Source organism: Halanaerobium sp. (assembly GCF_003070835.1).
In genome coordinates this window covers 1-14,416 of the sequence record NZ_QBLR01000075.1, presented here as the reverse complement: position 1 = coordinate 14,416, position 14,416 = coordinate 1, and the positions used below count along the sequence as shown (strand labels likewise).

The 14,416-nt window shown below is 34.7% G+C and carries 12 protein-coding genes and 1 riboswitch; of the genes, 1 reads left to right on the top strand and 11 read right to left on the bottom strand.

Annotated features, from left to right (window positions below; all coding sequences use genetic code 11):
• The first annotated feature begins 369 nt into the window (after positions 1-369).
• Positions 370-1,389 carry a LacI family DNA-binding transcriptional regulator gene (locus tag CI949_RS09425; protein ID WP_149796672.1) on the top strand — a complete coding sequence of 340 codons (1,020 nt, stop codon included), beginning with the start codon at positions 370-372 and terminating at the stop codon, positions 1,387-1,389.
• Between the two features lie 61 nt (positions 1,390-1,450).
• Here the strand turns inward: CI949_RS09425 and metA are convergent, their stop codons facing one another.
• The 11 genes from metA to CI949_RS09370 all read right to left on the bottom strand — a co-directional run.
• Positions 1,451-2,368, bottom strand: coding sequence for a homoserine O-succinyltransferase (gene metA / locus CI949_RS09420; protein WP_110301173.1), 918 nt, complete (start codon positions 2,366-2,368; stop codon positions 1,451-1,453).
• Between the two features lie 20 nt (positions 2,369-2,388).
• Entirely contained in the window at positions 2,389-3,666 is a 1,278-nt protein-coding gene (locus CI949_RS09415) for an O-acetylhomoserine aminocarboxypropyltransferase/cysteine synthase family protein (RefSeq protein ID WP_110301174.1), read from the bottom strand.
• Positions 3,667-3,830: 164 nt separating this feature from the next.
• A riboswitch (SAM riboswitch) is annotated at positions 3,831-3,935 on the bottom strand.
• Positions 3,936-3,989: 54 nt separating this feature from the next.
• A complete protein-coding gene (nagZ, locus tag CI949_RS09410; protein ID WP_290765615.1) occupies positions 3,990-5,573 on the bottom strand; it encodes a beta-N-acetylhexosaminidase in 1,584 nt (527 codons plus the stop codon).
• 420 nt (positions 5,574-5,993) lie between these two features.
• Positions 5,994-7,214, bottom strand: coding sequence for an iron-containing alcohol dehydrogenase family protein (locus tag CI949_RS09405; protein WP_290765612.1), 1,221 nt, complete (start codon positions 7,212-7,214; stop codon positions 5,994-5,996).
• 125 nt (positions 7,215-7,339) lie between these two features.
• Positions 7,340-8,314: a rhamnose ABC transporter substrate-binding protein gene (gene rhaS / locus CI949_RS09400; protein ID WP_365941451.1), complete on the bottom strand. Its 975-nt coding sequence runs from the start codon at positions 8,312-8,314 to the stop codon at positions 7,340-7,342.
• 135 nt (positions 8,315-8,449) lie between these two features.
• On the bottom strand, positions 8,450-9,394 hold the full coding sequence (locus CI949_RS09395; RefSeq protein WP_365941450.1) for an ABC transporter permease: 945 nt from the start codon (positions 9,392-9,394) through the stop codon (positions 8,450-8,452).
• A gap of 60 nt (positions 9,395-9,454) precedes the next feature.
• A complete protein-coding gene (locus CI949_RS09390) occupies positions 9,455-10,462 on the bottom strand; it encodes an ABC transporter permease (protein WP_149796668.1) in 1,008 nt (335 codons plus the stop codon).
• A 41-nt stretch (positions 10,463-10,503) separates the two neighbouring features.
• Entirely contained in the window at positions 10,504-12,006 is a 1,503-nt protein-coding gene (locus CI949_RS09385; protein ID WP_290765602.1) for a sugar ABC transporter ATP-binding protein, read from the bottom strand.
• 97 nt (positions 12,007-12,103) lie between these two features.
• A complete protein-coding gene (locus CI949_RS09380; protein ID WP_110301181.1) occupies positions 12,104-12,430 on the bottom strand; it encodes an L-rhamnose mutarotase in 327 nt (108 codons plus the stop codon).
• A 167-nt stretch (positions 12,431-12,597) separates the two neighbouring features.
• Positions 12,598-13,866, bottom strand: coding sequence for an L-rhamnose isomerase (rhaA, locus tag CI949_RS09375; protein ID WP_110301182.1), 1,269 nt, complete (start codon positions 13,864-13,866; stop codon positions 12,598-12,600).
• 55 nt (positions 13,867-13,921) lie between these two features.
• The coding region (locus tag CI949_RS09370) for an FGGY-family carbohydrate kinase (RefSeq protein WP_290765595.1) at positions 13,922-14,416 on the bottom strand (495 nt) is incomplete at its 5' end.

The window sequence follows — 14,416 nt, the reverse complement described above, 5'->3', positions numbered from 1 at the left end:
ACTTCGAAAATACCAAAATTTATGAGAATTTAAAGGATTGTTTGCACAGCTTTATTTCATTCAGGGATGCTGCATGATAAAAAGTTGTAAAGTGGTGTGCAGACAATTCAAGCAGAATTTTTGATTTTTTTATTATTTTTTCAAGGTTCAAAATTATTTTTAGTGTTAGTTTAAAATATTTTCGTTATTTACGAAATAACTTTCTTTAATTATAGCATTGTTTTTTCATATTTTCAAACAATTTTTAAAAATAATTTAATTTTATTTGTTTTTTATGATATGATATACTAAGAAAAAAGTTTTCATTACTTTTGAAAATTTATTTCAATTTATATAATCGGATTAATTTTGAGGAAAGGATGCTTTAAAATGAATGTAACAATTAAAGATATAGCAGAAAAAGCAGATGTTTCAATCTCTACAGTTTCTAAGTCTTTAAACGATAAAGGAGGAGTCTCTCCTGTCACCAGACAAAAAGTATTAAACATTGCAAAAGAAATGGGTTATTTTTCTTTTCATTCTCAGGCCGGTTTAAAAACCCATAATATTGCCTTCATTATGAGCCGCAGACATATTCCTATTTTTAACAACCCTTTTTATACAAGAGTTATAGCTGGGGTTGAGATTGAAGTAGAAAATTATGATTATAATCTTCTTTTTTCGACTATTAAATTAGATGCCTTACAGAGCAAAAAGGTCCCTTCAATAATAAGTCAAAATAAGGTTGATGGTCTAATTCTTGCCGGGGCTGACATTAATAAAGATATGATCAGAGCGATTGAAGATCTAAAATTTCCTACCGTACTTGTAGATAATTATCTTCGCTCTCCAATTATGGATTCTATTGTTTCTGATAATTTTAATGGAGCTATGCAGGCAGTAGAATATTTAATTAGAATGGGGCATAAAAAAATTGCCTATGCTGGTGGGCCTAATAGTCATCCCAGCTTTGAAGAACGTTACCGCGCTTATAAAATGGAGATGCTGGAAAACAATTTGGAGATTCAGGAAAATTTAATTAAAATTAAGGAAGATTTCAGCCAGGATATGGGTAAAGAACTGGCAAAAGATTTTTTAAAAGAAAAACAGCTGCCAACTGCAATTTTTGCAGCCAATGACGCTACTGCTATTGGCTTACTCCAGACTTTTAATAAATATGGAGTTAAAGTTCCTGCTGATGTTTCAATTGTTGGTTTTGATAATATTGAATTAACTGCTTTTACTACCCCAAAGATAACAACAATCTCCATTGATAAAGAAGGAATGGGCCAGGAAGCAGCTCGTAAATTATTTGACAGAATTCAGAATCCAGAAAAAAAATCTACTAAATCAGTAATTACCACTGAATTAATCGAGAGAGAATCGGTTAAAGAAATTAAATCTTCTTAAATAGTAAAACCCTTCAGATAAAATATCTGAAGGGTTTTTATTATATCTTTTTGATTTAATTTTATTTTAGTTTATTTAAATCAAATGGAGTTTCCTGATAGACATAATAGTTCAACCAGTTAACAAATAACAGATTGGCATGACTGCGCCAGCGCATAACAATTTCCTTGTCAGGATTATTGTCTCTATAATAATTTTTTGGAGGTTCAAGCTCCATCCCTTTATTGATATCTCTTAAGTACTCTTCCTCCAGACTTTTGCGATCATACTCTGAATGTCCGGTTGCAAAAACCTGACGGCCATTTTTGCTGGCTACAAGATAAATACCAGATTCTTCTGATTCCGAAAGAATTTCCAGTTCTTCAATTTCTGAAATGTCTTCTCTTCTGATTTCTGTATGCCGTGATTGGGGAACATAAAATAAGTCATCAAAACCACGCATTAATTTAACATGTTTTTTGGTCTTATAATGAGGAAAAACTCCAAACATTTTTTCAGCTAAATAATATTTAGGAATTCCATAATGATGATAAAGACCTGCCTGACTTCCCCAGCAGATATGAAGGGTAGAAAAAACATGGTGCAGACTCCAGTCCATAATCTTCTGCAGTTCTTCCCAGTAATCCACTTCTTCAAAATCTAAGGTTTCAACCGGTGCACCGGTGATTATCATACCATCATAATTATTATCTTTAATCTCTTCAAAATTATTATAAAACTTAATCAAATGTTCCTCAGAAGTATTTTTTGAATCATGACTCACCGGATGCATCAGATCAACATCAACCTGCAGTGGGGAGTTACCAATCAAACGTAAAATCTGGGTTTCTGTTTTTATTTTGTTGGGCATTAAATTCAGAATTAAGATCTTTAAAGAACGTATATCCTGATGAGTTGCGCGTGATTCTTTCATGACAAATATATTTTCATTTTCTAGGGTTTCTACTGCTGGTAATTCGTCCTGTATTTTAATAGGCATCTCTTCTCACTCCTGGCTTCTTAATTTTGAGCTGCTGCTAAAGCCTGATCTAAATCTACTTTCAGATCTTCAATATCTTCAATTCCAATCGACAATCTAATCAATTCAGGTGAAATACCTGTTTTCTTTAGGTCTTCATCACTTAACTGCTGGTGAGTTGTACTTGCCGGATGGATAGCCAGTGATTTTGCATCTCCAACATTGGCCAAATGAAGAAATAAATCAAGCTGGTTAATAAATTTCACGGCTGCAGCTTTACCACCCTTAATCCCAAAGGCAATCATCCCACCATTTCCATTTTCCAGATATTTTTGAGCATTTTGATAAGAGTCATGGCTTTCCAAACCGGGATAACTTACCCAGTCTACTCTCTGATCAGCTTCTAGAAATTCCGCTGCTGACTGAGCATTTTCCGAATGTCTCTGCATTCTCAAACCTAGAGTTTCCAGACCGGTAATTGTTAAAAATGAATTAAAAGGACTTGGAGCACTACCTAAATCTCTTAAAAGCTGAACTCTGGCTTTAGTTATAAAAGCTGCTTCTTCAAACTCCTCCTGAAATTTAATCCCGTGATAACTTGGGTCAGGCTCTACAAGCCCGGGAAATCTACCAGTATTCCAGTCAAAATTACCGCTGTCAACAATTACACCACCAATAGAATTACCGTGGCCGGCTATATACTTAGTGGTCGAGTGAATTACAATATCTGCCCCATGTTTAAATGGATTACACAAATAGGGAGTAGCAAAAGTATTATCAACTATTAAGGGAATACCTGACTGATGAGCAATTTCTGCCATCCTCTCAAAATCGGGTACAGATAAAGCTGGATTACCAATTGTCTCGACATATAAGGCCTTTGTCTGCTCATTAATTTCCTCTTTAAAACTTTCTGGATCTTCAGAATCAACAAAACTGACATCTATCCCCATATTTTTAAAGGTATGTTTAAATAAATTATGAGTACCACCATAAATTGAGCTTCCACTTACAATATGGTCACCATTATTACAAATAGTTAAAAGTGCAATCACTTCCGCTGCCTGTCCTGAAGAAACAGCCAGAGCTCCTACTCCACCTTCAAGAGCAGCAATTCTCTTTTCCAGGACCGAATTGGTTGGATTCATAATTCTGGTATAAATATTGCCTGGTTTTTTTAAGGCAAATAAACCTGCTGCATGATCTGTGTCATCAAATAAATAGGATGTTGTCTGATAAATAGGAACTGCCGCTGATTTCTTATTCTCGCCCGCTTCATAACCTGCATGTAATGCTAAAGTGTCAAATTTTAAACTCATTTAATTTCCTCCTCTAATTTTCTCTTCTCAAATTAAAAACAATAAAACCAGATGATCAACCTACTGATTACTACTGCCTGTACTACTCATTTCAAAAACAAAATATCCTGCTCTTGAATCAAAAAATCCCACTTCCTAAAAGAAGGAGTGGGTAATTAATTAACTCCTTATCTTTCAGGAATCTTCCTGCTGGAATTAGCACCGGGCAGTAACTAACTGCTGGTTGCCGGGTTTCAAAGGGCCAGTCCCTCCACCTCTCTAGATAAGTTTTATTGTTTTTTATAACTTTAACATAGATAAGCAATTCTGTCAAGTAAAGATTCTTATAAATCAACACTGACCGGCAGTTTTCCTTTTGCTTTAATTTTCCCTAAGATAAAATCTGCAGCTGCTTTCTGACCGGCCGGACTGTAATCATAAGTTGTTATAAAAGCCTGAGTTTTATCAATTAGTTGATAATCATATGGATTACGAAGTGCAAGCACCAGAACATTATTATTTTCAGCCAATTTTTCTGCCAGTTCTGCCTGATATCTATTTGCTGTGGCATTATAGGTGCAGACAATTATTAAATCACTAGCTTCTATTCTCTGCTGATCATCAAAACTTAAAACAGCATTCTTCTGCAGTCGAATATGATCCAGATTTATAATTTCCTTGTTCAAATAGTTGGCAAATAGATTGTTTTTTTCACCTTCATTTTCTGCCAGAGAAACCCTTCCCATTTCAAAATCAATGATAGTCATTTTTTTTCCTTTAATATTTTTTAGAGGAAAGACATTCTCATTTTTTACTAAAGTTAATGATTTTTCTGCTAGTTTTTGTGCAATTTTTTTGTGATTTTTAAAATTAATTTGAGCTGGATCGGCTTTATCTACCTGATCCAGAATAATCCTTTTTGCCTTAAGGCTTAAAATCCTTTTGACAGAGGCATCAATTCTTTTTTCGCTAATCCGGCCAGATTTAACAGCTTCAATTACAGCCTCAATTGCATTTTTCTGCCGCTGATAACTGTGGGAAACCAAAACTGTATCACTACCTGCTTCAATTGTTTTGACTGCACCCTCAACTGTACCAAAAGTATTAACTATTGCCTTCATTTCCATGCAGTCTGTAATGATTAAACCTTCAAATTTAAGTTCATTTCTTAGTAAATCAGTCAAAACTGACTTTGAAAGCGTGGCCGGAATATCTTCTTCTTTTTCAATTGCTGGAAAATACACATGAGCTGTCATTATACTGTCTACTCCAGCCTGAATTGCTTTTTTAAAAGGATATAATTCTACCTGATCCAGTCTTGAGCGCGGATGCTTAATAATTGGCAGATCAAGATGAGAATCTGTATCTGTATCTCCATGTCCCGGAAAATGTTTGGCAGTAGCAATAACTCCCCCAGACTGCAGGCCTTTAATATAGGCTGCACCCAACTCTGCCACCAGCTTTGGATCTCCCCCAAATGAACGGACTCCAATTAATGGATTATCAGGATTATTGTTAATATCAAGTACTGGAGCCAGGTTTACATTTATCCCTAAATTTTTAAGCTCTGAAGCAGTAGATTCAGCTACTTCTGTAGTTAAATCTTGATCATTAGCTGCTCCCAGAGCCATATTGCCTGGAAAATGAGTTGCACCAGCTAATCTGGTCACAGTTCCACCTTCCTGATCTGCAGAAATAAAAAGTGGAATTTTAGACCCTGAACTCAAAGCAATCTGCTGCAGTTGATTTGATAGTTCTGCAGTCTGCTCGGGACTTTCTATATTTCTGCTGAAATAAATTACTCCCCCCACATGATAATTTTCTATCATATCTCTGACTTGACCATTAACTGTTGGAGTTGAAAAACCGACCTGAAATAATTGTCCCACCTTTTCTTCTACAGACATATTTTTTAATTTGTATTCCATTAAATACTCGCCTCCTGATTTTATCAATTTATAAAAATTAAATTCCTGCGGATAACTAGCCGCTGTTGCTGAAAAGGAAAAAAATATAACAAAAAACAATACAGCAAAAATTATATATTTTTTCATTGATCATTCCTTTCCTCTAGCTGATTTTAAACTGCTCAACACTTTTGCGAGTATTTTTTAAGTAATCACTTATTTTACTAAAATCATTTTTTGCAAATGCAACAAACAAAATATCTACTGCAATTAACTGTGCTATTCTAGAAGTAATTGCTCCAAGCCGTAAGTTCTTCTCACTTCCTGCAACCTGAAGTTTAATTTGAGCAGTTTCGTTTAAATTAATATAGCAATAGCTCCATCATCAGTTAAATTACAGGAAATACCAAAACTATCCTGAGCTAATAAAGAAAGTGATTTTTAAAATGCATTTTCATAAATTGTAATAATTTCTTCTAAATCAGCCTGTCTGGGGTTTGTACTTAATGTTGGATCATTTAAGGCATCCTCTGCCATTGATTTAAAATTCTCTTTTTTTCCACCAATTTCTCTTATTGTCTGAGGTAAATTAAGCTCGGAAATTAAAAGTTCTATTTCATTGATAACTGCTTCTGCAGCTTCTCTGGTAGTTAATCCTTCAGTTCTTGCACCAACAACATGAGCAAGCTCAGCTATCTCTTTTTTGCTTACCATTTTATTAAATCTTAAAACAGAAGGCAGCATAATAGCATTTGCAACACCATGTGGAATCTTATAGGTTGTACCCAGCTGATGTGCTGTAGCATGACAGGCTCCCAGCCCTACGTTAGAAAAAGCCATTCCTGCCATTAAGGAAGCTATACACATTCTATGTCTGGCTTCAATATCATTACCATTCCCAACAGCCTGGGCCAGATTTTCCATTACATATTTGATAGAATGGTCTGCTAAAGCTCTAGAAATTGTCATCGAATCTTTTGATAAATATGCTTCTAAAGCATGTACTAAAACATCAATTCCAGTAGCTGCAGTAATTGAAGCTGGTAAACCTACGGTTAGTTTTGCATCAATGACTGCTATTTGGGGAACAAGATATTTGCTGCTGATTACCATTTTTTTATTTTTAGAACTATCTGTAACAACAGTTGAAGCAGAAACTTCACTGCCTGTACCTGCAGTTGTTGTAATAGCAATTAATGGCAGCCCTTTGTTTTTAATTTTATTGGATCCTTCATATTGAGAAATTGGTAAAGGATTATTGATCATAAAAGAAATAGCCTTGGCAGCATCTAAAGAACTTCCACCACCTAAACCAATAATAAAATTAACATTATTTTCTTCTGCAAATTTAACTCCATTCTTAATTATTTTATCATCTGGATCAGACTGCACCTGATCAAAAATTTTAATTTCTATGTCCTCTTTCTCTAATGATCTTATAATAGAATTATGTAAATGTAAATCAATAATACCTCTGTCAGTAACTAAAAGAGCTGTCTTTCCTAATTCTGCTGCCTCTTTACCCACCTTTCTGGCACATCCAGGTCCAACTAGAACTTCTTCGGGCATTATAAATCTGTAAAAATGTCCAAGCCCAACCTCATCTAATACCTGATCATATACCATCTCTTTCAATTTATTAATCTCATTATTATTCTGCATAAAATCTCTCCTTATATCCATTCTGGATTGTTATAATAAAAAGAATATAAAATTTTATAAACACCACCAGCCAATATAAGCTGATGGTGTTTTTTTAGAATCTTAATTTAACTTAATTCTTATTTTTAATATACATCTTTCCATTCATCGATATTGCTCTGATCAAATTTGAAAGGTTCACCTAACATAATTTCGGTTCCCTCTCCACTTAATGTTTCAACTACTTTTCTTTCTCCAAGGCGACCGGCTTCAAATGTTTCTCCAACTTCACCTGTAATCACTTCATTATCCAGAGCAACTGCAGTTTCTCCACCCAAATAACCTAAATCAATTGGATTCCAGAGATACATCCACTCACAGACACCTGACTTAATATACTCAGCCATTTCACTGGGAAGTCCCAGTCCGGTAAGAGCGATTTCATCTCCTAAATTTCTAGTTGATAAAACTCTAGCTGCAGCTGCAATACCTACTGTAGTAGGAGCAATTATTCCCTTTAAATCAGGATATGTCTGAAGTAGTGCTTCAGTTTCAGCTACACTTTTATCTCTTAAATCATCACCATAGGCTACTCTAACTAATTCAATATCTTCATACTTAGGCTTTTTCAACTCATCTTTCATATATTCTATCCAGAGATTCTGATTTGTGGCCTGTGAAGTAGCACTTAAAATTGCAATCTGGCCTTCTCCACCGATCATTTCGGAGATTGCCTGGATTTGGACTCGTCCAATTAGTTCTGGATCAGCCTGATTAACATGTACCATTCTACTTTGAGGATTGACAGCAGAATCTAAAGATAACACTTTAATACCTCTGTTCATAGCTCTCTGTAAAGCTGGCTGTAATGCATCACGATCATTAGCAGCAATGGCAATTACATTAACTCTTTGAGTAATTAACTGCTCAATAATTGCAATCTGAGCAGATACAGTCGGCTCAGCTGGAGCTCTATAAATAACTTCTCCGCCCTGGGCCTCTACTGCCTCAGCAAAACCTTCCCGAACTCTTTCCATAAATGGATTTCCTGCACTTTTAACTACCAGTGCATAAGTACCATCTGCCTGTGCTGCAGCAAAACCAACAACTGAGAACATCATGATTAACACAAAAACCCCAACAAGTAACTTTTTCATAAATAATTCCTCCTTTTATATTGTGATAATTAAATTATATGAAGCTCATCCTAAATGATTACTCCATATAAACTTTGAATACAAAAATAATTGACTTTGTTATTTAGAAGAATCTGAGTGCAGCTTTAAATTAGAAATCATAACAGAAAAGATCAGTAGAGCACCAATTATGATTAATATTACCTGGGATAAAACATTTACCAGACCAAGTCCATAGCGCAAGTAACCTATGATAAAAATTGACAGTAAAACACCAGCCATCCTTCCTTTTCCTCCCGAAGTACTGACTCCTCCCAGCACCACCATTGCTATAATATCCAGCTCATAGCCAGATGCAATATTTGGTCGTGTACTGCCCATGCGGGAAGTTAAAAAGATAGCCGCTATTGCTGCCATTAATCCATTTAAAGTAAATACAATAATTTTAGTTTTATCTACTTTTATTCCCGAAAAAAGGCTTGCTGTATCATTATTACCAATAGCATATACTTTTCGGCCGAAAGTTGTTTTATGCAGCAGCAGATAAAAAATAACTGCAGCAATCATAAAAACAACTAAAATAAAGGGAATTGTATTCTGAATATACCCCCAGCCAAAATAATTAAACCACATGGGAAAATCTCCGGCTGACTGATTTTCTAATATCACATAGGCAATTCCCCTGTATAATATCATTGTCGATAGAGTTACTATTACAGATGAGAGTTCTTTAAATTTAACAATTAAGATACCATTTAATAATCCTGCAATAATACCAACTAAAAGACAAACAATTATTGCCAGAGGCATAGCCAGACCAGCATTATATAATACCGCCATTACCACTGAGGATAGAGCCACTGTAGAACCTACTGAAATGTCAATATCTCCAAAAATAATTACAAAAGCCATTGGTAAGGCTATAAAAGCTTTATCTAAAAAAGACATTGTTGCATCTAAGAGGGTATATGGATTCAAATAATAGGGTGAAAGCTGAGAATTCATTATATTAATTATAATAAATATCACTACCAGCAGCCATTCCCATTGAAAAAAGAAATCCATTAAATCAAATTCCTTTTCTGCTTGAATTTGATGTCCTGTATTTTGATTTGTATTCATTGTCTAATCCTCCTGCCTGATTAAATTCTTTTTACTTGTTTTTCTCTTAATTAAAGCACTAACTATTACTGCCAGTAAAATTACTGCACCCTGAATTGCATTCTGCCAGAAAGGAGATACATTAAGCATCGGTAAGGCATTTTGCAGCATACCATACAATAACACCCCAGAAAGAAGGCCCGAAACTTTACCCTGACCACCAGCAATACTAATTCCTCCAATAACACAGGCTGCAATAACATTAAGTTCATAACCAGCTGCGGTATTACTCTGGGCTGACGCAAATTTAGAAACCCATAAGACTCCTGCTAAACCGGACAGGCTTCCCATAATTGAATACACCATAATTGTAATTTTTTCTACGTTTATTCCACTTATCCTGGCAGATTCAGGACTGCTTCCTATTGCATAAACTTTGCGTCCGGTGCGGGTATGATTTATAAAGTAATAAAATACTATATAAATTATTATAGCCAGTACTACAAGGTTATTTAGTCCCAACAAATTACCAGTAGAAATTGATTTAAAACTATCAGGCATCTGGTGAGCACTTACCCATCTACCTCCACTAATGAGAAAAGTAATCCCTCGAAAAATATTCATCATCCCCAGCGTAGCGATTATAGGTAAAATTGAAGCTTTAGCAACTAATAAACCTATTAAAGTCCCTCCAATTAAACCGATAGTGATCCCAATTAAAATAATTAATACAGGATGTAAAGTTGGATAGGCCCTCACTATCATAGCTGAGATCATACCCGATAAAGCAAGGTTGGCACCAATTGAAAGATCTATTCCACGGGTTATAATAACCATCATCATCCCAACTGCTAAAATACTTAAGATTGCTGTATTGGTAGTTAGGTTGGTTAAATTGCTCAGAGAAAGAAACCTGCTGTTTCTCAGTTGAACAAATACTGCCAGTACAATTATAAAAGCCAGCAGAGAAAATTCTCTAATTTGTTGAATTCTTTCTGAATTTAATCTATTTTTAGATTTACTTTCAGCCATTACTATTTCACCTCTAAATAAATATTTTTATAAACTACTTACTAGATATTCTCTTCTTTCATTGCTGCTTCCAGTATTTTTTCCTGATCAGCTTCTTCAGCTGTTAATTCTGCAGTAACTTTACCGGTTCTCATTACTAAAATACGATCACCCATCCCGATTACTTCAGGCATTTCAGAGGAGACCATAATAATTGCGTAATTCTGAGCAGCAAGCTCATTCATTATTTTAAAAATTGCCGCTTTTGCCCCCACATCTACTCCCTTAGTTGGTTCATCTAAAATAATTACTTTTAAATCAGAAGTTAATAATTTGGCTACAACAAGTTTTTGTTGATTGCCACCTGAAAGTTCTTTAGCCAGGTTAAAAATAGAACGTGCTTTAACATTGACTTTTTCAGCCAGATTCTTAGCCATTTTTTTCTCAGTCTTTCTATTAATCCAACCATTTTTTGATATTTTATCTAAAGCAGATAAAGAAATGTTTTTATCAAGTTCCCAGTCTAAAATTAACCCCTCTTCCTGTCTATCTTCAGGTAAATAACCAATTCCTAAATCCATCGCATCATTTACTTCTTTTATTTCTACGGGCTGACCTTCAAAATATATCTGCCCACTGTCATAATTAGTAATTCCAAACAATGCTTCACATAATTCTGTTCTACCTGCCCCTACTAGTCCTGTAATGGCTAATATTTCTCCCTGCTTAACAAAAAAAGAAATATCCTTAAAAAATCCTTTGCGGCTTAAATTTTCAACCCTCATTACTTCTTTACCAATTTTCGCCTCTTTTTCAGGAAACATCTGAGAGATATCTCTTCCCACCATAGCTTTTATTAAATCTTTATTTGAAACTTGATTAACCTTCCAGGTTCCTATGTAATTGGCATCTCTGAGCACTGTAACTCGATCTCCAAGTCGGTACATGTCTTCAAAACGGTGAGAAATGAAAATAATTGATGTTCCAATTTTTTGCAAATTTTTAGTTATTCTGTAAAGATCTTCACTTTCAGTTTTGGTTAAAGAAGCTGTCGGCTCATCCATAATAATAATTTCTGCATTTGTAGAAACTGCTTTAGCTATCTCTACAATCTGCTGACGGGCAACACTTAAAGTATTCATCTTTCTTCTGGGATCAAAATCAGCTCCCAGCTCATTAAGATGTTTTTTTGCAGATTTATGCATATCATCCCATAAGATTCTTTTGGTCTTAGAATCTATCTTTTCATTACCCATAAATATATTTTCTGTCACACTTAAATGTGGATAACTCGTAGCATGCTGATAAATTGCTGCAATTCCCAGATCTTTAGCTATATTGGGATTGCTAATTTCAACCTTTTCTCCATTGAGGAATATTTCTCCCCCATTTGGCTGATGTACTCCTGTAATCACTTTAATAAAAGTAGATTTTCCAGCTCCATTTTCCCCCATTAAAGCATGGATTTCTCCTGATTTCAACTGAAAACTAACTTCATTTAGTGCAGTAACTCCAGGAAATTTTTTAGTGATATTTTTTAATTCAAGAATATATTTGTCGGACATTGTTACCTCTCCTTTTTCTGAAGAATATACTCCAGTAATAAATAGCTTGACTAATATTTCATCAATTAGCTGAACTTAAATAATTATAGTTTGAGCTCTATCTTTTATAAAACATTAGTTCCATGGATTCTTTAACTGGTACCAAATTCCCAGCTTCATCTTCCTCACTGACCAGCAAATCTTCCATATGAAGATTCCATTTTGCTACTATTTCACTCTCTGATTGAACTCTATCTGCTTTTTCTACATTTTCACATTCATAATAAGCAAATAATTCTCTGCCAGAATTCCAGATAGAATAGTTTTTGATCCCAGCTTTATCGAGCAGCTCCAGCATTTCAGGCCAGATTTCATCATGCCGTTTTTTATATTCTTCAACTGCTGCATCATCTTTAAGAAATAATTTAAACCCAACTCTCTGCATTAAAATCTCCTCCTTCAGACTTGTAACTTTTGCTCTACTAATAACAAATATTATAAAAATAATTTTAAATTCATTTTTTATTAATATTCAGAAATCTATAATTTTAAGTGCAGGCTTCATAATTCTTCAATTAAGAAGCCTGTTTGTATTTTAAAAAACTTATTGAATTAATTTCTTCCACTTAAAACTTCTTCTTCATACTTCCAGATTTCATCCAGAAAGTCATTACTTACAGGAATATCATTTTTATAACAGTAATAATTCCAGACAGCCTGCCAGGGGTAAGTTTTAAACTCTTCAGTTAAAGCTAATCTGCTTGTATAATCACCATCAAGTTCCATTTCTTTTAATTTTTCGGTTGGTTCAAGTATTGCTTTTAATAAAGCCTTAAGCATATTTCTGGTTCCAATCACCCAGGCTGCAACTCTATTAATACTGGCATCAAAGAAATCTAGACCAATATGAATCCTATCTTCAAAGCCTGGACGAATAATTTCTTCTGCAATTGCCTGCAGTTCATCATCCAGAATAATAACATGATCACTATCCCATCTTACAGGACGACTGACATGTAATAAGATCTCATCTAAAAAGGGCATTACAGCAGAAATTTTATTAGAAACCACTTCTGTAGGATGATAGTGACCTGCATCCATACAGAGTAAAGCGTCATTCTGCATCGCATAGCCCATATAAAATTCATGTGAACCGGCTACATAACTTTCCGAACCAATTCCAAATAATTTACTCTCTACAGCATCTAAATTATATTTAGGATCAATTTTTTCAGCTGTTATTTCATCCAGCGCTTCTTTTAAACGCTTGCGGGGACCAAATCTATCTATTGGAATATCCTTATAACCATCTGGAATCCAGATATTGGTTACAGCTGGCTGTCCTAATTCTTTACCAAAATATTCTCCAATTTTACGAGAACGCTTACAGTGTTCAATCCAGAAATCTCTAATTTCTTTATCTGGATGAGTTAGAGTAAAACCATCATCTGCTTTTGCGTGAGAAAATAGTGTCGGATTAAAATCAAGCCCTATTTCCTGTTTTTTAGCCCAATCTACCCAATTTTTAAAATGTTTTGGTTCAATCTGATCTCTATCAACAAATTCACCTTCATTATCCAGATAAATAGCATGTAAATTAAGTTTATGCTGACCGGGAATTAAAGAAAACGCTTTGTCTAAATCACTGCGCAGTTCTTCCGGGGTTCTGGCTCGACCAGGATAATTTCCTGTTGCCTGAATTCCACCGGTCAATTCTCCTTCTGGATCTTCAAAACCCTTAACATCATCTCCCTGCCAGCAGTGCATAGAAATAGATATCTGTGCCAGTCTCTCCATTGCTTCTTCTACATCTACTCCCCACTGAGCATAAAGGTCTCTGGCCATTTTATAGGCATCTTTAACATATTTTTCATCAAACATTTAACATCACCTCTAAATTAAATTATTTTTTCAAAAATTTTAGCTGCAGTTCAATTTATTCTGGTAAGTATTCCTTTAATTCTACAGAATTACGGACAATTTCTCTGCCCTGTCTTAGATTTTCTATTTCTCCTAAAGCTATCAGTTGAGTTAAAATATTGCCAATTGCTGTTGCTTCAATTGGGCCGGTTACAACTCTTTTTTTGCTTATATTGGCAGTATACTGACATAAAATTTCCGCCTGAATACCTCCCCCAACCATATGCAGTGTTTCAATTTTTCGATCAGTTAAACTTTCTAACTTTTCTATTACTTCTTTATAATTAACAGCCAGACTTTCATAGATTCCTCTAGCCATTTCTCCTGGTTCTTCTGGCATTTCTTGACCAGTTTCTCGGCAGTAATTTTTAATTGCTTCTGGCATATTATCTGGATTAACAAAACTATGATGATCTGGATCAAGAGAATACTTAAATGGCTCAGCTGCTTCAGCTGCTTTAGTAATATCAGAATAAGATAGATTTAAACCATCTCTATTCCAGATTCTTTT